The following is a 20,312-nucleotide window of genomic DNA, read 5'->3' as shown; positions in this document are numbered from 1 at the left end:
CCACCATCGGAGGTCTCCATGAGTTCCGGTCATGCCTTGCTGGCCGTCGGCGGGGCGTTCCTCGCCGCCGGTGTCATCGCCAGAGCGGGCGCCCGTATCGGGCTGCCGACCATCCCCCTGTTCATGCTGGCCGGTTTCGTCTTCGGCCCCAACACTCCCGGACTGTCCCTTGTGGACGATCCGGCCGAACTCGGTGTGCTCGCCGGGCTCGGTCTCGTCTTCCTGCTGTTCTACCTCGGCCTCGAGTTCTCCCTCGACGACCTGGCCAAGGGCGGGCGCAAACTCGTCTGGTCCGGGCTGATCTACCTGATCCTCAACATCGGCGGCGGCCTCGCGTTCGGCTTCCTGCTGGGCTGGGGGACCAGGGAAGCGCTGGTCATCGCCGGTGCCATCGGTATCTCGTCGTCCGCGATCGTCACCAAACTCCTGCTCGAATCACGCCGGATGAACAATCCCGAATCCCGGCTGATCATGGGCATCATCGTGATCGAGGACCTGTTCCTCGCGCTGTACCTGGCGTTGCTGCAGCCGGTGCTGTCCGGCGCCGGGAGCTTCGGTTCGGCGCTCGCCGACTTCGGCAAGGCCTTCGCGTTCCTGATCGTGATGGCCGCGCTCGCCCGCTGGGGCGGCCGGGTGGTGTCGAAGCTGTTCGGTTCGGCCGACGACGAGCTGCTCACCGTCTGCTTCGTCGGTGTCGCGGTGATGGGTGCCGCTGTCGCCGAAGAGGTCGGCGTGTCCGACGCCATCGGCGCGTTCATGGTCGGCATGATGCTCGGCGGTTCGAAGGTCGCGCCGCGTATCCACAAGCTGGTGCTCCCGCTGCGGGACGCGTTCGGCGCGCTGTTCTTCTTCATCTTCGGGCTCAGCATCGATCCGAACGCGGTCGGCTCGGTGGTCGTGCCGGTGCTGATCGCGGTGGCGCTGACGATCGTGCTGAACCTCGGAGCCGGCGCGCTGGCCGCGCGGCTGCACGGGTTCGGCCGCCAGGCCGGGGTGAACATCGGGCTCACCGTGCTCACCCGCGGCGAGTTCTCGCTCGTGCTCGCGGCGATGGCGACCGCGGCCGGGCTCGACTCGCGGGTCGCGCCGTTCGTCGCGGGCTACGTCCTGCTGCTGGCCGTGATCGGTCCAGTCGCGGTCATCCGCTCCGAGAAGCTCACCTGGTTGCTACCGGCGAGTATTGTCCGAGGCTCGACCCGCCGCGACGAGCCGGCCAGGGCGACGTGACGAGGAGGCCTGGGTGACCGAACGGTTCGGCGGCTACCAGAACGAGATCTACCTGCAGGGGCTCGGCGGGACCTTCCCGCCGTGCTCCACCGACGCCACGAAACTGGAGGAGTCCGCGCGGGAGATCCTGGAGCCCGGACCGTTCTGGTACGTCGCGGGCTCGGCCGGATCGGGCGCCACCGCGCGTGCCAACCGGGAGGCGTTCGACCGCTGGCGCCTCGTGCCCAGGATGCTCACCGGCGCCACCGAACGCGATCTGTCGACGACGGTGCTGGGGACGCCGGTGCCGGCGCCGGTGCTGCTGGCGCCGGTCGGCGTCCAGTCGATCGTGCACGAGGGCGCCGAACCGGCGGCCGCGCGGGCCGCGGCGTCGGTCGGCCTGCCGTACGTCATGTCGACAGCGTCCTCCACGAGCATCGAGGACGTCGCCGAGGCCAGTGGAGACGGGCCGCGCTGGTTCCAGCTGTACTGGCCGACGGACAACGAGGTCTGCGCGAGCATCCTGGCGCGGGCGAAGGCCGCGGGCTTCACGACGCTCGTGGTCACGCTCGACACCTGGACCCTCGCGTGGCGCCCGAACGACCTCGACCACGCGTACCTGCCGTTCATCAAGGGCATCGGGCTCGGTGTCCCGCTCAGCGACCCGGTGTTCCGCGGTCTGCTGGAGAAGACGCCCGAAGAGGATCCGCCCACCGCGATCCTGCGCTGGATCTCGATGATCACCGGCACCGACAGCACCTGGGACCGGCTGCCGTTCCTGCGCGAGCACTGGGACGGGCCGATCGTGCTCAAGGGCATCCAGCACCCCGACGACGCGCGCCGCGCCGTCGAGGCCGGGATGGACGGGATCGTCGTGTCCAACCACGGCGGCCGTCAGGTCGACGGCGCGATCGCCTCACTCGACGCGCTCCCGGAGATCGTGGCCGCCGTCGGCGACCGGCTGGAGATCCTGTTCGACTCCGGCATCCGCACCGGCGCCGACATCGCCAAAGCGCTCGCGCTCGGGGCCAAGGCCGTGCTGGTGGGGCGGCCGTGGGTGTACGGCCTGGCGCACGCGGGGGAGGACGGCGTCCGGCACGTGCTGCGGAGCCTGCTCGCCGACCTCGACCTGACCATGGGCCTGTCCGGGCACCGGCGGCTCGCCGACCTCACGCCGGGCTCGCTCACCCGCTCCTGACCAGCGCGGTGTCGCCTCCGGCATATTCGGAGGCCCGGATCGTCACGCACGGCTATCCTGGTGCCGGTCATGGCTTCTCAACCTTCCCCGCTCGGCGCCCTGCGCGCTCGCCTGCCCGAACTCATGTCGCGCGACGAGCATCGCCTCCGGCGCCGGCTCGACGGTGCCCGGAAAGCGCGTAACGCCGAGTCGATCGCCGCCCAGATCGAGGCCGACATCGAGGCCGCCGAACTCCGGATCACCCGCAGGCGGGACAGCGTCCCGAAGATCTCGTTCCCCGAAGAGCTGCCCGTCAGCCAGCGCAAGGACGAGATCGCCGAGGCCATCCGCGACCACCAGGTGGTGATCGTCGCCGGCGAGACCGGTTCGGGGAAGACGACCCAGCTGCCGAAGATCTGCCTCGAGCTCGGCCGCGGTATCCGGGGCCAGATCGGGCACACGCAACCACGGCGGCTGGCCGCGCGCACGGTCGCCGATCGCATCGCCTCCGAGTTGAACACCGAGCTCGGCGAGACCGTCGGCTACAAGGTCCGGTTCACCGACCACTCCGGCCAGGACACGCTGGTCAAGCTGATGACCGACGGCATCCTGCTCGCCGAGATCCAGACCGACCGGATGCTGCGGCAGTACGACACGCTGATCATCGACGAGGCGCACGAGCGCAGCCTCAATATCGACTTCATCCTCGGCTACGTCAAGCAGCTCCTGCCGCGCCGACCCGATCTCAAGGTGATCATCACCTCGGCGACCATCGACCCGGAGCGGTTCTCCAAGCATTTCGACGACGCGCCGATCGTGGAGGTCTCCGGCCGGACGTATCCGGTCGAGGTCCGTTACCGGCCGATCATCGATCCGGACGATCCGGACGCCGATCAGGACCGCGACCAGACGCAGGCCATCTGCGACGCCGTCGACGAACTCCAGCACGAGGGACCGGGTGACATCCTGGTGTTCCTCTCCGGCGAGCGGGAGATCCGCGACGCCGCGGACGCCCTGTCCAAACAGGACCTCAGGAACACCGAGATCCTGCCGCTGTACGCCCGGCTCTCGTCGTCGGACCAGCACCGGGTGTTCCAGCGCCACACCGGGCGCCGTGTCGTGCTCGCGACGAACGTCGCCGAGACCTCGCTGACCGTGCCGGGCATCAAGTACGTCGTCGACCCCGGCACCGCGCGGATCTCGCGCTACAGCCACCGCACCAAGGTGCAGCGGCTGCCGATCGAACCGGTGTCGCAGGCGTCGGCGAACCAGCGCAAGGGCCGCTGCGGCCGGACGTCCGACGGTATCTGCATCCGCCTGTACTCCGAAGACGACTTCGACGCCCGGCCCGAGTTCACCGATCCGGAGATCCTGCGGACCAACCTCGCGTCGGTCATCCTGCAGATGACCTCGCTCGGCCTCGGCGACATCGCGGCGTTCCCCTTCGTGGAGCCGCCGGATCGCCGTCAGGTCACCGACGGTGTCCAGCTGCTGCAGGAGCTCGGCGCGTTCGAGATGTCCGACGGCAAGAAGCTGACCGAGACCGGCCGCAAACTCGCGCAGCTCCCGGTCGACCCGCGAATGGCGCGGATGGTGCTGGAGGCCTCGCGCAACGGCTGCGTCCGCGAAGTGATGATCATCGCCGCCGCACTGTCCATTCAGGACCCGCGCGAGCGGCCGGCGGAGAAGCAGCAGGCGGCGGACGAGCAGCACGCGCGGTTCGCGGACAAGACGTCCGACTTCCTCGCGTACCTGAACCTGTGGGAGTACGTCACCGAGCAGCAGAAGGCGTTGTCCAGCAACCAGTTCCGCCGGATGTGCCGCAACGAGTACCTGAATTACCTGCGCATCCGCGAATGGCAGGACATCTTCAGCCAGCTGCGTCAGCTGGCCAAACCGCTCGGTATCACCCTCGACACCTCCGGCCCGGCCGATCCGCAACGTGTGCACACGTCGCTGATCGCCGGGCTGCTGTCGCATGTCGGCCTCAAGGATCCGGCCAAGGGCGACTATCTCGGCGCGCGCGGGGCACGGTTCTCGGTGTTCCCGGGTTCGGCGCTGTTCAAGAAGCAGCCGCGGTTCGTGATGTCGGCCGAACTCGTCGAAACCTCCCGTCTGTGGGGCCGGGTCAACGCGAGGATCGAGCCGGAGTGGGTCGAGCCGCTCGCCGGGCACGTGGTGAAGCGGAACTACTCCGAGCCGCACTGGGAGCGCAAGCAGGGCGCGGTGATGGCGCTCGAGAAGGTGACCCTGTACGGCGTTCCGCTCGTCGCCGACCGCCGGGTCAACTACGGCCGCATCGACCCGGAGACGAGCCGCGAGCTGTTCATCCGGCACGCGCTCGTGGAAGGCGACTGGGAAACCCGGCACCACTTCTTCCGCGAGAACCGTGCGTTGCTCGACGAGGTCGAGGACCTGGAGAACCGCGCCCGCCGCCGCGACATCCTGGTCGACGACGAGACGCTGTTCGAGTTCTACGACCAGCGCGTCCCGGCCGACGTCGTCTCCGCGCGGCATTTCGACAGCTGGTGGAAGAAGGCGCGCCACACCGAGCCCGACCTGTTGAGCTTCGAGAAGACGATGCTCATCAACGAGACCGCCGGCGGCGTGCGCGAGGCCGACTACCCCGACTTCTGGACCCAAGGCAGCCAGACCTTCAAGCTCACGTACCAGTTCGAGCCGGGGGCCGACGCGGACGGCGTCACCGTGCACATCCCGCTGCCGGTGCTGAACCAGGTCACCGCGGACGGCTTCGACTGGCAGGTCCCCGGCCTGCGGGAAGAACTGGTGACGCAGCTGATCAAGTCGCTGCCCAAGGCGATCCGGCGCAACTTCGTGCCGGCGCCCGACCACGCGAAACTGGTGCTGTCGCGGGTCGGCCCGGCCGAGGGGCCGCTGCTGCACGTCGTCGCCGACGAGCTGGAAGCGTTGCGCGGGGTGGTGATCCCCGACGACGCCTGGCAACTGCCGGCGGTTCCCGAACATCTGAAGATGACCTTCCGCGTGGTCGACGTCCGCGGCAAGAAGGTGTCCGAGGGCAAGGACATCGAGGCGCTCAAACGAGATCTGAGCGGCCAGGTGCGCGCGACGATCTCCAAGGCCGCCGACAGCATCGAGCGTGAGGGCCTGACGACGCCCGCGTTCGGCGAGCTGCCCAAGGTGTTCGCGAGCAAGCAGCGCGGGCACGACGTCAAGGCGTATCCGGCGCTGGTCGACGAAGGTGGTTCCGTGGCGGTGCGGCTGCTGGACACGCCGGGCCAGCAGGAACAGTCGATGTGGGCGGGTACTCGGCGGATGCTGCGGCTGAACATCCCGTCGCCGATGAAGTTCATCACCCGCAACCTCGGCAACTCGTCGAAACTCGTGCTGAACCGGAATCCGCACGGCTCCGTGGCGGCACTGCTCGAAGACTGTGTGGACTGCGCGGTCGACAAGCTCGTGGCCGACAACGGCGGCCCGCGCTGGGACGAGGCCGGATTCGCCGTCCTGCTGGAAAAGGTGCGCGCCGGGCTGAACCCCGGGGTACTCGACGTGCTGACCAACGTCGAGAAGATCCTGCGCGCGGCCAACGACGTCGAAACCCGGCTGGCCGACACGCGCGGCCCGAAGGACTCGCTCGCGGATATCCGCGCGCAGCTGGACGGCTTGGTGCACAAGGGTTTCGTCACCGAGACCGGGCAGGACAGGCTGAAGCACGTCATCCGATACCTGCGGGGGATCGAACGGCGGCTGGAGAAACTCCCGACCGAGCCGACGCGGGACATCCAGCGCACCGGCGACATCGCGTGGCTCCGCAACGAGTACCAGGCGGCGCTGGACGCGTTGCCGCCAGGCACCTCGTCGCCCGCGCTGCGGGAGATCCGGTGGATGCTCGAGGAGCTGCGGGTCAGCTTCTTCGCCCAGACGCTCGGTACCGCCCACCCCGTCTCGCTGAAGCGCGTCATCAAAGCACTGGACGACGCCGCCGCCCCCCGCAATTAGTCAGCTACTTGCGGTGCTCCGCGAGTTACGCCTCCGATCACGCGAGTTCGCCGCCGCCTGATCACGCGTGTCGTCCGTTCAATCACGCGTGTCGTCCATCGGATCACGCGAGTTCGCCATCTGGTCACGTGTCCCATCGCCTGGAACGGAACTCGCGTGATCCGATGGACGACACGTGTGATCAGACGGACGACACGTGTGTTTGAACGGACGACTCGCGGGATGGGACGGGATGGGATGGAGGAGGGGGTCACTTCGCGTCGGCGTAGGTGTCCACGGCGGCGATGTGCAGCGGGAACCGGACCGGGCAAGCGGGACCGAAGAGCATCCGCGCCGCCTCGGTCATACTGTCCACAATGGACTGCGAGACCTCGTCGGCGAACTCGGCCGGGGTGTGCACCAGGACCTCGTCGTGCTGGAAGAACACCAGATGCGCGGGGGAGGGGAGCCTGCTCCGCAGGGTCGCGAGCAGGACCGCGGTCATGTCCGCCGCGCTCGCCTGCACGACGAAGTTGCGGGTGAAGCGGCCCCAGTTGCGGGACGCCTGGCGTGCTTTCAGCTCGGCGGCCTCGTCCTCCGCGGCCCCGCCGGTCAGCGCTCGCCAGGCTTCGGACGGCGCGGGCGAAGTGCGGCCGAGCCGGGACCGGACGCGCTCACCGCGTTCGCCGGCCTGCGCGGCACGCTCCACATAGGACACCGCGTCGGGGAACCTGGTGCGCAGCAACGCCAGCAACGGTCCCGCCTCGCCGGACGTGCCGCCGTACATCGCCGACAGCATCGCGATTTTCGCGCGGTCTCGGTCGTCCCGGTCGTCCCACGCGGGCACCGGAACGCGGCGCACTCCGGAGAACATCGCCTCGGCGAGGCTCGCGTACAGATCCGTGGCCGCGGCGACCTCGGCCAGTTTCCGGTCTCCGGACAACGCGGTGAGCACCCGCGGCTCCAGCTGGGCGGCGTCGGCGACCACCAGTTTCCAGCCCGGATCGGCCCGGACGCAGGTCCGCAGGATCTTCGGGATCTGCAGCGCGCCCCCGCCCCGGCTCGCCCACCGGCCGGAAACGACCCCGCCGACGACGTAGTGCGGGCGGAACCGGCCGTCGTGCACCCACTCGTCGAGCCAGGTCCACCCGTTGGCCGAATGCAGCCGCGCGAGCTCCTTGTACTCCAGCAGCGGCGGGACGGCGGGGTGGTCGATGTCGCGCAGCAGGTACTTCCTGGCCGACGAGACCTCGATGCCCTCCCTGCCGAGCGCGCGGACGACGCTGGCCGGAGCGTCGGGGTTGACCGGACGCCCACCGAACGCGGCACTGATCTTGGCCGCCAGCTCGACCAGCCGCTTCGGCCGGTGCCCGGCCGGAACGCGGGGCCCGAGCTGGTCGGCGAGCAACGCCAAATGCAGGTCCGCCCGCCACGGCAGCCCGTCGGCCGACATCTCGGCGGCCGCCAGCGCGCTCGCCGACTCCGCCGCGAAGAGCAGCCGTAACCGCTCCGGGCGCTCGGTGGCGGCGACCCGCTTCTCTTGCTCGGCCAGCACCCGGCGCGCCGCGTCGATCACCGTGACACCGGAGGGGAGCCGCGGCCCCCGCGTCTCGAACAGCGTCGGCTGGTCGTCCTCGGCCCAGAGCGGCGGCTCGTCGGCGGGCGCCTCTTGGCCGTTCGCCCTGGCCAGCGCGGCACGGAGGCTCCGCGACTCCTGCGGACGGCCTTCGTGGGCCAGGAGCAATCCCTCGGTCAGCGCCAGGTCATGACAGCGCCGCACCCGGACACCCGCCTTGATCAGCGCCGGATACGTCCCGTCGACCGACGGGAACACCCAACGGGGTGAGTGCTCGGCCTCCAACCGCCTTACTTCGCCGACGAACTCCGGGAGCTTCAGGCCCTGCCGCGGCGGCTGCCCGGAAAAAGCGATCGCGAAGTCGCCATCCTCCTCTTGACCTGCGATCGCCTGCACACTCACATTGTGGTGGTTCCCCCCGACATTTCTGTCACTTGGGTGTGGAGGTCAGCGCAGCTGTCCGTTGAGGGTGGTAGTGGGGCGGGGAGGGCTAGTGCGCCTGCGCTATCGGTCGGCTACTGTCGAGTAGCAACCCCATACCGCCGGTACGCGAACCCGCCGGGGGCATGGTGTCTCGCCGCAGCAGCAACGGAGGTGCCCGGATGAGAAACCCCACCGGCCTCGCCACCCTGGTGGCGGGCAAGGTGACCGAGACCGTGCGCAGCATCGACGTGATGCGCCAAGCGGGCCTGCTCCCCATCCCGCGGGTCGACGAGGGCCTGCGTTCGCTGGTCATGGTGCGCAAATGGGGCCCGTTCGCCGGCGCGAACATGATCGCCGCCCGCCGGGACCCGACCGCGACCGGCATCATCGACGAGCTCGGCCCGCTGACCTTCAAACAGCTCGACACTCAGTCGAACGCGCTGGCGAGGGCGTGGTCCGAACGCGGCCTCGGCCCGGGTTCGGTGATCGCCGCGCTGTGCCGGGACCACCGCGGTCTCGTGCTGACGATGCTCGCCTCGGGCAAGCTCGGCGCCAAGCTGCTGCTGATGAACACCGGGTTCGCCAAACCACAGCTCGCGGACGTCGCGAAGCGTGAAGGCGTCACCGCGCTCGTGTACGACCAGGAGTTCACCGACCTGCTGGACGCGGTCGAGGGCGACGTCGACCACTACCTCGCGTGGGTCGATTCGGACGCCGAGCTCTCCGGGCACGAGATCCCGATCGTCACCGAACTGGTCGCCAGCACCGACGACCGCCCGTGGCCCGCGCCCGCCAAACCGGGCGGGTTCATCCTGCTGACCAGCGGCACCACCGGGACGCCGAAGGGCGCGCCGCGGCCGCACACCTCCGCGCTGGCCTCCGCGCAGTTCCTCGACCGCATCCCGCTGCGGACCGGCGAGGCGACCTACATGGGCGCGCCGCTGTTCCACGGCACCGGGTTGTCGCAGTTCATCCTGTCCTTCGCGCTCGGCTCGAAGGTCGTCATGCGGCGCAAGTTCGTGCCGGAGGAGACGTTGCGCGGTGTCGCGGAGAACCGCTGCACCACGCTGGTCCTCGTGCCGACGATGCTGCAGCGGATCGTCGACCTGCCCGAGGAGGTTCGCGCCAAGTACGACACCTCGTGCCTGCGGATCATCTTCGTCGCCGGCTCGGCGTTGTCACCGGATCTGGGAAACCGCGCGACCGCAGCGTTCGGCGACGTCGTGCACAACCTCTACGGCTCCACCGAGGTCGCGGTCGCGACGGTCGCGACGCCCGAGGACTGGCGCAAGGCGCCGGGCACGGTCGGCCGCGCGCCGGTGGGCTGCAAGGTCGCGCTGTACGACGAAAAGGGCGGCAAGATCACCGAGCCGCATGTGACCGGCCGGGTGTTCGTCGGCAGCGGGCTGAGCTTCCAGGGCTACACCGACGGGCGTAACAAGGAGATCATCGACGGGCTGCTCTCCAGCGGCGACGTCGGCCATTTCGACGAGGACGGCCTGCTGTTCATCGACGGCCGCGACGACGAAATGATCGTCTCCGGCGGCGAGAACGTCTTCCCGATCGAGGTCGAGAACCTCCTGGTCGAACGCGAGGACGTGATCGAAGCCGCCGTGGTCGGGGTCGACGATCCCGAGTTCGGACAGCGGCTGAAGGCTTTCGTGGTGCGGGCCGAGAAATCGGATCTGGACGTCGACGGCGTGCGCGAGTACGTCAAGGCCAACCTGGCCCGGTACAAGGTGCCGCGCGACGTGGAGTTCCTCGACGAGCTGCCGCGCAACGCGACCGGGAAGGTGCTGCGCAACAAGCTGCACTGAGGCGATCAGTACTCCCAGTCGATGCCGAAAACGCCGGGGCCGAAGTCGAGCGCGACGGCGTGGACGCCGTTGCCCTGGTCCGGTTTCAGTTCCTTCCGGTCCATCGGCGAGGTGCCTTGGCGCGAATATTGCCAGCACTTGGCCGGGACGGTGCCCGGGGCGAACCGGACCTCCAGCAGGTATTCGCGCACGGGACGCCGGAACTCGCGGTAATGCGTGTTCCGGCATTCCGGGTACGGCGGTCCGGGATTGGTCAGCGAGTACTCGATCAGATGCGTCTCGCCGCGGTCGATGGGCCGATCGAAGAGCAACTCGGCGACGGTGAGCCCGTGCTCATCGTCGACCTCGGCGCGGCCGACGTGACAGTTGCGCAGTGTGTTCAGTACCGGCGGCCCGGCCTCCGGATCGCCCTGGGCGTAGACGAGCAGCCAGCGGTCCTGCCCGTCCGCGCCCGCCTGGAACACCGCCCGCGCGGTCACCGCGCGTTGCCCGCCGTCCTCGGCGATCTCGCACAGGTCGTGCAGGCCGACGAGTTTCAGCTGATGGTGTTGTTCGAGCGCGTTGGGTGCACCGACCTTCTCCAGTAGCGCCTGGAGCGCCTCGAGCGGGAAGGTCAGCGGCTGCTCGGTGGTCGCCCGGCTGCGGCGTGACGACGCCCCGCGCGGCCGCGGCGGCGGCAGCAGGCTGAGCAGCGAACCGGCGGGGATCGCCAGGACCTCCTCGAGGACCCGGACCGCGGACAGCGAACTCTGCCGTTCCGGCTGACGTTTGCCCGATTGCCAGTAACTCAGCGCGGTCACGCTCACCGACGCGCCGCGCGCGAGGAGCCGGGCTTGGATACGGTCGAGACTCAGGCCGCTGGTGGCGATGGCCGATCTCAACGCGGTGGCGAACGCGGTACGCGGCTGGTCTTCATCGTCCGTGGTCACTCGGTCCGCCGCGCTCCCCGCCACCATATGCTGCCCGACCGCCCCCGTCTGCCGTTCCCTGACACCGCCCGGTTGATAACAACACGAATAACTTTAACAGTCTGAGGTAACGCTTCAGGGGCGCCTTCTGCCAGGCGAAAACGACTTTCCGGACCAGCGCCGTTACGCCTTATGGCCTAGTACTGGTAACTGTGAATCATTGCCCGGCCACCAGCGCACCGGCTTGCATGGCTCTCAACAACGATCATCCTCCCGGGTGATCCGCACGGCGCGGCAGGAAGGGAACCAGTGAGCAAGTCCCGGAAGAACCTGAAGTCCCGAAAGACCCGTAGCGGCCTCGTGGCGGGAGTCGCCCTCGCCGGTGTGACCGCGGCGGTCGCCACGTTCGGCGCGGGTGCGGCCAACGCCGAGCAGCAGGGCGAGATCCGCGGCGCGGGTGCGGCCAACGCGGTCGGCGGCAGCTACATCGTCGTCCTCAAGCCGACCGCGGTCGGCCAGGGCGTGGCCGCGGCGAACGAGATCACCGCGAACGTGGCCGCCAAGGCGCAGGGCCTCACCGGTCAGTACGGCACCACGCTGTCCCGCACGTTCGGCTCGGCGCTGAACGGCTTTTCGATCAAGGCCGACGAGGCCGCCGCGAAGCGTCTCGCCGCCGACCCGCAGGTCGCGTACGTCGTCCAGAACAAGACGTTCAAGATCAGCGAGACCCAGGACAACCCGCCGTCGTGGGGCCTCGACCGCGTCGACCAGGCCGACTTGCCGCTCGACAACAAGTACACCTACCCGACGAAGGCCGACAACGTCACCGCCTACGTCATCGACACCGGTGTCCGCGGCTCGCACGCCACGTTCGGTGACCGTGCGACCGGCGGCAAGGACTTCGTCGACAACGACGACACCCCCAACGACGAACACGGCCACGGCACGCACGTCGCCGGCACCATCGGCGGCACCGAGTACGGCCTGGCCAAGGGCGTCAAGATCGTCGGCGTCCGCGTGCTGGACGCCAACGGCAGCGGCACCACCGAAGGCGTCGTCGCCGGTGTCGACTGGGTCGCGGCGAACGCCAAGGGCCCGTCGGTCGCCAACATGAGCCTGGGCGGCGGCGCGGACGACGCCCTGGACGCGGCGGTCAAGGGAGCCATCGACAAGGGCGTGACCTTCGCGCTCGCGGCGGGCAACGAGTCCTCCGACGCCGGCACAACTTCGCCCGCCCGGGTGAAGGAGGCCATCACGGTGGCGGCCAGTGACAAGACCGACAAGCAGGCCAGCTTCTCGAACTACGGTTCGGTCGTGGACCTGTACGCGCCGGGTGTCGACATCACCTCGTCCTGGGCGACCGGTGACGACGCCAAGAACACCATCAGCGGTACCTCGATGGCCGCGCCGCACGTCGCCGGTGCCGCCGCGCTGTACCTCTCGGCGCACCCTGACGCCACCCCGGCCCAGGTCGCCGAAGGCCTGGTCGGCGCCGCCGCGGACGGCAAGATCAGCAACCCGACCGGCGGAACGGCGAACAAGCTGCTCCAGGTCAAGTAAGACCCTTTCGGACAGGCTGCCCCCGGCGTACTCCAGGCGCCGGCGTCCACGGGGAGGCGAGCCAGTGCNGATGGAATCCGGAACTCGCGTGATCAGGGGACGTAACTCCCGTGATCAGACGGACGACACGGCGTCGCCCGAGGTCGTGGGCCGTGTCGTCCACCCAAACACGCGTGTCGTCCACCTGATCACGCCAGTCACGCCCCTGATCACACGAGTCACGGGTTTGGGCACGTGGGTGACGGGAGGGGCGTGGCGGGTGAGGGGTTAGGAACGGGTCGGGCGGCGTAGGTGGTAGATGTCCATGATCCAGCCCTTTCGGGACCGGGCGGAGGCGCGGACGGTGCGGATTTCCGCGGCCAGGTCGGCGGACAGGGGACCGGACAGCAGGAGTTCATCGGGGGTTCCGAGGTATGCGCCCCAGTAGATCTCCAGGCCCGTGTCGACGAACTGCGAGAAAGTGCAGTTCGCGTCCAGCATCACGAAGACGTCGTCGACGTCCGCGGGCCAGCCGGCCTCAAGACGGCGGCCGGTCGTGACCAGGACCGGGCGGCCGATCTGGTTCATCGTGGTCCGGTGCCGGGACGTCAGCGCGGCCACACTGCTGACGCCTGGGATGACGTCGTACTCGAACTCGACGTTCCCCCTGACCAGTACGGCGTCCAGCAACGTCAGGGTCGAGTCGTAGAGGGCGGGGTCTCCCCACACGAGGAACGCGCCCCGCTCGTCGGGGCCCAGGGAAGCGATCATGCTTTCGTAGACGTCGGTCCGGAGCCGGTGCCAGTCGGCGACGGCCTTCCGGTAGTCGTCCGGAGTACGGTCGCGTTCTGGGTCCGGCGCCCGGACGACGCGGTAGCCGGGCCGTTCGACGAACCGGTCGAGGATCTCCTGGCGCAGCGCCGTCAGGTCCTGCTTCTCCGAACCCTTGTCGAGGACGAAGAACACATCGGTCTCGTTCAGCCGCCGGACGGCCTGGACGGTCAGGTGTTCCGGGTCGCCGGCGCCGATGCCGATGGCGGAGATCTTCCTCATTTCCGCAGTGTGCCCGCACCCTCTGTGCAAACCCCTACCCCCACGGGGTATAAAGGAAGTGATCGCTCCACCTGTCCTGTAGAGGAGTTCGTACCGATGGCCGAAGCCACCTACACCGTCAAGGGCATGTCCTGCGGGCACTGCGCCTCCTCCGTCACCGAGGAGGTCAGCGGGATCGCGGGCGTCAGCGCCGTGAACGTGGACGTCGCCAGCGGCAAGGTCACCGTCACCAGCGACGCGCCGCTGGACGTCCAAGCCGTCGACGCGGCCGTCACCGAGGCCGGTTACCAGCTCGTCTCGTGAGCACCGCCGTCAAGGTGTCGGCGTTCGCCGCGGCCCTGGTCGCGGTGTTCGCCGTCGCCTGGGCGATCGGTTCCGCCGTCGGGCCGCTGGAGGAGACGCCGGCACCGGCGCCGACCAGCGTGCACGAAGGCCATCACGAGGGCCACCCGGGAGGCACGCCGTGAGCGCCGCGACATCCCGGCGGGTCGAGCTGGCCATCGGCGGTATGACCTGCGCGTCCTGCGCCGCGCGGGTCGAACGCAAACTGAACAAGGTCGACGGCGTCTCCGCCACGGTCAACTACGCCACCGAGAAGGCGCAGGTCGACTTCCCCGCCGCGCTCTCGGTCGAAGACCTCGTCGGTGTCGTCGAGTCCGCCGGCTACACGGCTCAGCCGCCCAAACCCGACGAAGACGAAGACCAGACTGGCGCGCTTCGTACGCGTCTCGTCGTTTCGGCCGTGCTCGCCGTGCCGGTGATCGTGCTGGCGATGGTCCCGGCCTGGCAGTTCACCTACTGGCAGTGGGTCTCGCTGGCACTGGCCGCGCCGGTCGTCACCTGGGGCGCGTGGCCGTTCCACCGACCGGCCTGGACGAACCTCCGCCATGGCGCCGCCACCATGGACACCCTGATCTCACTCGGCGTCGTCGCAGCCACGCTCTGGTCGCTGTACGCCCTGCTGTTCGGCACCGCCGGGGTGCCCGGTATGCGGCACGGCTTCGAGCTGACCATGGACCGCGGGCACGGCGCGGGCAACGTCTATCTCGAAGTCGCCGCCGGGGTGACCACCTTCCTGCTCGCGGGCCGCTACTTCGAGGCCCGGTCCAAGCGCCGCTCCGGCGCCGCGCTGCGGGCGCTGCTCGAACTCGGCGCGAAGGATGTCGAGGTCCTCAAAGACGGCACAGAGAGCCGGGTCCCGATCGGCGCGCTGAAGACGGGCGACGAGTTCGTCGTGCGGCCGGGGGAGAAGATCGCCACCGACGGCGTCGTGACCGACGGCGGATCGGCCGTCGACCTGAGCATGCTGACCGGGGAAGCGGTCCCGGTGGAGGTCGGCGCCGGGGACACCGTCGTCGGCGGGACGGTCAACGCCGGCGGACGGCTCGTCGTCCGCGCCACCCGGATCGGCGCCGACACCCAGCTCGCGCAGATGGCGCGGCTGGTCGAGGACGCGCAGAACGGCAAGGCGCGGGTCCAGCGGCTCGCCGATCGGGTGTCGGCCGTGTTCGTCCCGGTGGTGATCGCGCTCGCGGTCGGCACGCTCGGCTTCTGGCTCGGAGCCGGCAGCGGAGCCGACGCCGCCTTCACCGCCGCGGTCGCGGTCCTCATCATCGCCTGTCCGTGCGCGCTCGGCCTTGCCACGCCGACGGCGCTGCTGGTCGGCACCGGCCGCGGCGCGCAATTGGGCATCCTCATCAAGGGGCCGGAGGTGCTCGAGTCCACTCGCGCCGTCGACACCGTCGTGCTGGACAAGACCGGCACGGTGACCGCCGGGACGATGAGCCTCACCGACCTGTTCGGCGGCGACGAGACCGAAGTCCTGCGCCTGGCCGCGGCGGTCGAGCACGCTTCCGAGCATCCGATCGCCCGCGCGATCGTCGCGGCCGCCGAAGAGCGGCTCGGCGAGCTGCCGCCGGTCGACGGGTTCCGCAGCGTCGAGGGCCTGGGCGTGCTCGGCGACGTCGAAGGCAAGACCGTACTGGCCGGGCGGCCCGCTCTCCTCAAGCAGCACGGCATCGCTGTCGGCGACGAGTATGCCCAGGTCAAGACGGCCGCTGAGGACCGTGGCGCCACCGCGGTCGTCGTCGCCTGGGGCGGCGAGACACGCGGTGTGGTCGTCGTCGCCGACACGGTCAAGCCGACTTCGGCCAAGGCCGTGGCGGAACTGAAAGCGCTCGGGCTCCGCCCGGTCCTGTTGACCGGCGACAACACCGGTTCCGCGAAGGCCGTCGCCGCCGAAGTGGGGATCGACGAGGTGGTCGCGGAGGTCCTGCCCGCCGACAAGGTCGACGTCGTCAAGCGGCTGCAAGCCGAAGGCCGCGTGGTCGCCATGGTCGGCGACGGCGTCAACGACGCGGCCGCGCTCGCGCAGGCCGATCTCGGTCTCTCGATGGGGACCGGGACGGACGCCGCGATCGAGGCCGGTGATCTGACCCTGGTCCGCGGAGACCTGCGCGCCGCCGTGGACGCCATCCGGCTTTCGCGCCGCACGCTCGGCACGATCAAGGGCAACCTGTTCTGGGCGTTCGCCTACAACGTCGCCGCGCTGCCGCTGGCCGCGCTCGGCCTGCTCAACCCCATGATCGCGGGGGCCGCGATGGCGTTCTCCTCGGTGTTCGTCGTCACCAACAGCCTGCGGCTACGACGGTTCCGCGGGAACGCCTGATCAGGACCGGACCAGCCGGGCGATGGCGTCGGACGCCTCCCGGACCTTGAGGTCGGCCTCTTCACCACCCGCGGCGGCGGCGTGGACCACGCAGGTGGCAAGGTGCTCGTCCAGGAGTTCGAGGGAGAACGACTGCAGCGCCTTCGTGGCCGCGGACACCTGCGTCAGGATGTCGATGCAGTACTTGTCCTCCTCCACCATCCGCTGCAAGCCGCGGATCTGTCCCTCGATCCGGCGCAGGCGCTTGAGATAGGCCTCCCGCTCGGTGCCGTAGCCCGTCATTCNCGACGCGCCACCACTCGGTGGACGTTCCCGGAGCTGCATCGTTGCTGGCCACGACCGCAAAGCTACTCCGTATCGAACACATGCGCTAGCTCAAATGGCCCTACGTGGAAAATTGCCAGAAAATGGCAACTGCGAAGGCGCTTTAAAGCGACGAAGCGCCTTAAGGGTGCGAAGCAGCTACTGAAAAGACTGCAGGCCGAGAGGTGGTCGCAATCAGCCGACTAATTGCGACCACCTCGGACCGGGCTCACGCGGCGCGGTGGATGACGATGTCGTCGAGTCGCGTGCGCGCGTGGACCTTGACGCCGCCGCCCTCGGCGACGGAGTTGCGCACGGAACCCTTGGTGCTCTTGGCATCCACCGACGCGGTGTCCCCGTCGACGCCGACCTCGATACCGCCGGACGCGTTCGCCAGCTCGACGGAACCGCGCGACAGCCGTCCGACGCGGATCGGGCAATCGGCGGCCTGTGCGACGACGTCGCCGTCTGCGCGGTCGATGTCGAAACTCCCGCTCGAACCGGAGAGGTCGACGTCGGACCGGGCGTGCCCGATCCAGACCTTGCCGGTCGCACCCGAGTACTTGACGACGCCGCCTGCCTCGCCGATCCGCACCCCGGCCGAGCCGCCTTCGAGGTCCGCGGTCCCGTCGACGTGCCCGATCGCGACTTCACCGGCCGAGAGGTTGCCTCGTACCGCCGTGACGCGGTCGATCCGGACCTGACCCGACGACATTTCCAGCGAGCAGTCGCCGAACCGCCCTTCCGCGCTGACGTCCGACCAAGCCGTGTTCAGTACCAGCTGTGAACCGGCGGGCACCTCGACGGTGATCGCGACCGAGCCTTCCTTGCCGCCCGCCTTCTTCGTCTCGATCGACAGCTTCCCGTCGTCGAAGGCGACCTTGGTGTTCGCGGCGACCTTCACGTCCGACTTGCTCGCGGCGTCGATCGGCTCGACCAGCACCACCGTGTCCTGGCGGTCGCTCGCGGCGACGCGCACCCGGGCACCGGCGATGGTCAGCGTGGCGGTGATCGGCTCCGGCGTGGGGAAAACAGACATCTCGAACTCCTCGGTGGTGGTGATCTCTCTTGGTGAAAGCAACGATCACCGACCGGCCTGACACCGGACCGCCACGGCGCTGACACGCCGGGGACACGGTCTGGCCGGTACCGGTCACGACGGCCCGGTCCTCGTCGAGCGGCCGGAGAATCACCCGAAGGGAACGGAGGGCCGATGTCCGTCGACATGGATATCACCACGGTGAACCGGATCGGGGCACAACTCGTCGCGATCGGCGACGACATGGAACGCGAGTGGGGCAAGTTCCGGCGGACCGTCGAAACCGAGCGGGCCGGGATCGGCGTCGACCCGCTCGGCACGGCTTTCCTCGGCGAATACCGGCCGTCGGAGATCTCGGTGCTGAGTCACGCCGATCCGCTCCCGGCGCTGTGGCAGGCCGACGGCTACGGGGCGAAGATCTCCGCGGCGACCTACGCCCAGGCGGATCGGGACGCTGCCTCCGGGTTCGGGAAGTAGGGCCGGATGGTCGTGCCGCCGCCGAACAACGCCCACGGATTGTGGGCGGCCGTCAGAGCCGAGATCGAAGCGGTCCGGGGGAGCCGGGAGCCCGCGATGGCCTGGCCCGACACCGACGAGGACAAGGTCCAGGCGCTCGCAGTCGCCTGGCGTGACGCCTCACTGGCGTTCACACCGGTCCGGGTCGAGCCGAACGACATTCGGGACGCGTGGCGGGACAAGGCCGGCGAGATGTTCGCGCAGCGCGTCGAGGGCACGATACGCACGACCACCAACGTCAGGACGAGCTGTCAGCAGCTGTTCGACCACGTCAGCCGGTTCGCGTCGCTGGTCGCGCAAGTGAAGCAGGCCATCCGCGCGACGGTCGACGACCGGGAGCAGCCCTACGCGAACATGCGGGACGAAGGGGAACGGCGCGATTTCGTCCTCGTCGTGGCCAACGCGGTCCGGGACCTGCTCACCGCGGGCGTCGCGTCGGTCACCGGTCTCGATTCGGGCGTCACCACTCAGAACCCTTCGGAGAACCCGGGCGCCGAATACGACGCCATTCTCGCGTTCATCACCGACGAGATGGTGCGCAACGGGCAGTCGACGGATATCCGGAACATCCGAGATCTCTTGCAGGACAAGGTGAATCCCTTCACCTCGATCGGTGACAAGGTCGAGGCGCTCAAGGAGTGGTACGACCTCGTGAACACCGGCGCCCAGTGGGACCACAAGGGCAGGATCCTGGACATGACCACGGGGGACAACACGTTCACCCCGCTGCCGGGGCTGCAGGGACAGATCCGGTACGACGTCTGGTCCAACATCCACTACGGATACGTCGGCACCGTCGGCGGAATCGACGAATGGACCCTGCACGCCGGCGCCAACGCCGCCGATTGGAAGGACGGCCATCCCACCGATCCCGCCGACCAGGCGTCCGTGCAACTGGGTATCGATCTCGCGCACGAGTACGGTCCGGGCGCGCTGACCCCGGAGGCCGTCACCAAGGCGATCCTCGATCGCCGCGACAGACTCGAGCAGGCAGGCGCCATCCGGCCGCTGTGAGCCTGGCCCCTCGCGCAGAGCGCGGAAAGCACCGCGAACAGACCTACGCACACCAGCCACAGCCGCGTCGTCCCGAAGCGGCGGCTCGCCCAGCCGCTCACCGGCACCATCGCGGCGAGTGCGAGCAGATAGCCGGTGGCGATCCACTGGGCGGTACCGAGCGGTNCACCGCATCGCATGCGGTGAAGGGCCCCTTCAGCTCTTTCTAGACCCCGGCCTGCGAGTCGAACTCTCGGGCGGCCAGCGCCCGCACGATCCCGGCCCGGCCTTCCGACACGAGACGGCGCAGCGCCGCCGGGTGCTCCCCGGCCAGCCACTCGTCCGACGCTTCCACCGTCGACGGCTCGACGGCCCACGACGGGTACAGCCCGACCACGGTCGGCTGCGCCCGCTCGCTGGACCGCCGCTGCCACACCTCGTCGATGACCTCGAAGTAGCGCGTCACGTAGCCGCCGAGCAGGTGCTTCTGACCGGGGTGGGAGAAGCCGGTGATGAGCGAGTCGCTGACCGCGTTCGGCAGCTCGTCGTCGTACACCGCCCGCTGCCACGCGTCGGCCTTCGCTTCCTCGGTCGGCCGCAGCGCCCGCGAGCGCTCCGCCTGACGTCGTCCGGCGGCGGTGTCGTCCTTGGTGAGTTCCGCGTCGATCTCGGGGTTCTCCGCCTTGCCATGCGCGACCAGCGCGTGCAGCAGGCGCCAGCGCAGGTCGGTGTCGACGGTCAGGCCCTCCAGCGGCGCCGTGCCGTCGAGCCAGCCCGCGATGATCGCCAGCGTCTTGTCGTCGAGCACGCATCCGGCGAGCGAGTTCACGAACGCCAGCTGGTGGTCCGAACCGGCCTCGGCGCCCTGCGCCAGCTCCAGCAGCCGCGCGGAGAACTCCGGCCAGCCCTTGTCCGCCGCCCACGCCGGGTTCGCGTACGAGTTCAGCGCCGTCTGCGCCTGCAGCAGCAGCCGCTGCACCACGCCGACCTCGGTCTCGGTGTGCACGCCGCGCTGCACCAGGGTGACGAAGTCGCGGGCCTTGAGCTCGGCCTCGCGCGTCATCTCCCACGCCGAGAGGGGGAGGAGAGGGGGAGGAGAGGGGGAGGAGAGGGAAAGGGCCGACTCGCCAGCCT

Annotated in this window: 15 protein-coding genes and 1 pseudogene; 10 read left to right on the top strand and 6 right to left on the bottom strand. The window is 69.4% G+C overall.

Annotated features, from left to right (window positions below):
- Positions 1-18: 18 nt before the first annotated feature.
- The 3 genes from LCL61_RS37705 (at position 19) to hrpA (ending at position 6,364) form a co-directional block, all read left to right on the top strand.
- Complete coding sequence (locus tag LCL61_RS37705) at positions 19-1,227, top strand: cation:proton antiporter (protein WP_340684157.1); 1,209 nt, start codon at positions 19-21, stop codon at positions 1,225-1,227.
- 13 nt (positions 1,228-1,240) lie between these two features.
- The gene (locus LCL61_RS37700) at positions 1,241-2,404 is read left to right on the top strand and encodes a lactate 2-monooxygenase (protein WP_340684156.1); all 1,164 of its coding nucleotides are present in this window, start codon (positions 1,241-1,243) and stop codon (positions 2,402-2,404) included.
- A gap of 123 nt (positions 2,405-2,527) precedes the next feature.
- Positions 2,528-6,364: an ATP-dependent RNA helicase HrpA gene (gene hrpA, locus LCL61_RS37695; RefSeq protein ID WP_340688778.1), complete on the top strand. Its 3,837-nt coding sequence runs from the start codon at positions 2,528-2,530 to the stop codon at positions 6,362-6,364.
- A 250-nt stretch (positions 6,365-6,614) separates the two neighbouring features.
- Here the strand turns inward: hrpA and LCL61_RS37690 are convergent, their stop codons facing one another.
- On the bottom strand, positions 6,615-8,321 hold the full coding sequence (locus tag LCL61_RS37690; RefSeq protein WP_340684155.1) for a bifunctional 3'-5' exonuclease/DNA polymerase: 1,707 nt from the start codon (positions 8,319-8,321) through the stop codon (positions 6,615-6,617).
- 200 nt (positions 8,322-8,521) lie between these two features.
- On the opposite strand from LCL61_RS37690, the gene LCL61_RS37685 reads away from it, so the two are divergent.
- Positions 8,522-10,159, top strand: coding sequence for an acyl-CoA synthetase (locus LCL61_RS37685; RefSeq protein WP_340684154.1), 1,638 nt, complete (start codon positions 8,522-8,524; stop codon positions 10,157-10,159).
- Positions 10,160-10,164: 5 nt separating this feature from the next.
- Here LCL61_RS37685 and LCL61_RS37680 read toward each other — a convergent pair whose 3' ends face one another.
- Positions 10,165-11,115, bottom strand: a complete 951-nt coding sequence (locus LCL61_RS37680) for a hypothetical protein (protein ID WP_340684153.1) — start codon at positions 11,113-11,115, stop codon at positions 10,165-10,167.
- A 261-nt stretch (positions 11,116-11,376) separates the two neighbouring features.
- Here LCL61_RS37680 and LCL61_RS37675 point away from each other — a divergent pair, with 261 nt between their 5' ends.
- Positions 11,377-12,627 (top strand): S8 family peptidase, encoded by a 1,251-nt coding sequence (locus tag LCL61_RS37675; protein WP_340684152.1) that lies wholly within the window; start codon positions 11,377-11,379, stop codon positions 12,625-12,627.
- 267 nt (positions 12,628-12,894) lie between these two features.
- On the opposite strand, the gene cobF is transcribed toward LCL61_RS37675, so the two are convergent.
- On the bottom strand, positions 12,895-13,659 hold the full coding sequence (gene cobF, locus LCL61_RS37670; RefSeq protein WP_340684151.1) for a precorrin-6A synthase (deacetylating): 765 nt from the start codon (positions 13,657-13,659) through the stop codon (positions 12,895-12,897).
- Positions 13,660-13,755: 96 nt separating this feature from the next.
- On the opposite strand from cobF, the gene LCL61_RS37665 reads away from it, so the two are divergent.
- From LCL61_RS37665 to LCL61_RS37655, 3 genes are read left to right on the top strand one after another with little or no spacing between them, the layout of a single operon-like run.
- Positions 13,756-13,962 carry a heavy-metal-associated domain-containing protein gene (locus LCL61_RS37665; protein WP_340684150.1) on the top strand — a complete coding sequence of 69 codons (207 nt, stop codon included), beginning with the start codon at positions 13,756-13,758 and terminating at the stop codon, positions 13,960-13,962.
- On the top strand, positions 13,959-14,126 hold the full coding sequence (locus LCL61_RS37660; RefSeq protein ID WP_340684149.1) for a hypothetical protein: 168 nt from the start codon (positions 13,959-13,961) through the stop codon (positions 14,124-14,126). Before LCL61_RS37665 ends, LCL61_RS37660 begins: the two co-directional genes overlap by 4 nt.
- A 41-nt stretch (positions 14,127-14,167) precedes the next feature.
- Positions 14,168-16,327, top strand: coding sequence for a heavy metal translocating P-type ATPase (locus LCL61_RS37655; RefSeq protein WP_340688777.1), 2,160 nt, complete (start codon positions 14,168-14,170; stop codon positions 16,325-16,327).
- Here LCL61_RS37655 and LCL61_RS37650 read toward each other — a convergent pair whose 3' ends face one another.
- Both LCL61_RS37650 and LCL61_RS37645 read right to left on the bottom strand, forming a co-directional pair.
- The gene (locus LCL61_RS37650) at positions 16,328-16,609 is read right to left on the bottom strand and encodes a metal-sensitive transcriptional regulator (protein WP_007034631.1); all 282 of its coding nucleotides are present in this window, start codon (positions 16,607-16,609) and stop codon (positions 16,328-16,330) included.
- A 250-nt stretch (positions 16,610-16,859) separates the two neighbouring features.
- Complete coding sequence (locus LCL61_RS37645; protein ID WP_340684148.1) at positions 16,860-17,669, bottom strand: DUF4097 family beta strand repeat-containing protein; 810 nt, start codon at positions 17,667-17,669, stop codon at positions 16,860-16,862.
- A gap of 174 nt (positions 17,670-17,843) precedes the next feature.
- Here LCL61_RS37645 and LCL61_RS37640 point away from each other — a divergent pair, with 174 nt between their 5' ends.
- The gene (locus LCL61_RS37640) at positions 17,844-18,146 is read left to right on the top strand and encodes a hypothetical protein (RefSeq protein ID WP_340684147.1); all 303 of its coding nucleotides are present in this window, start codon (positions 17,844-17,846) and stop codon (positions 18,144-18,146) included.
- Positions 18,147-18,152: 6 nt separating this feature from the next.
- Entirely contained in the window at positions 18,153-19,199 is a 1,047-nt protein-coding gene (locus tag LCL61_RS37635; RefSeq protein WP_340684146.1) for a polymorphic toxin type 44 domain-containing protein, read from the top strand.
- Between the two features lie 205 nt (positions 19,200-19,404).
- On the opposite strand, the pseudogene LCL61_RS37630 reads toward LCL61_RS37635, so the two are convergent.
- A pseudogene (locus LCL61_RS37630) lies at positions 19,405-20,256 on the bottom strand (ERAP1-like C-terminal domain-containing protein); the annotation flags it as partial.
- Positions 20,257-20,312: the final 56 nt, after the last annotated feature.

It is taken from the genome of Amycolatopsis coloradensis, from assembly GCF_037997115.1.
Lineage (GTDB): Bacteria > Actinomycetota > Actinomycetes > Mycobacteriales > Pseudonocardiaceae > Amycolatopsis > Amycolatopsis coloradensis_A.
The sequence above is the reverse complement of the archived record's forward strand: the minus strand, read 5'-3'. Positions and strand labels throughout refer to the sequence as shown.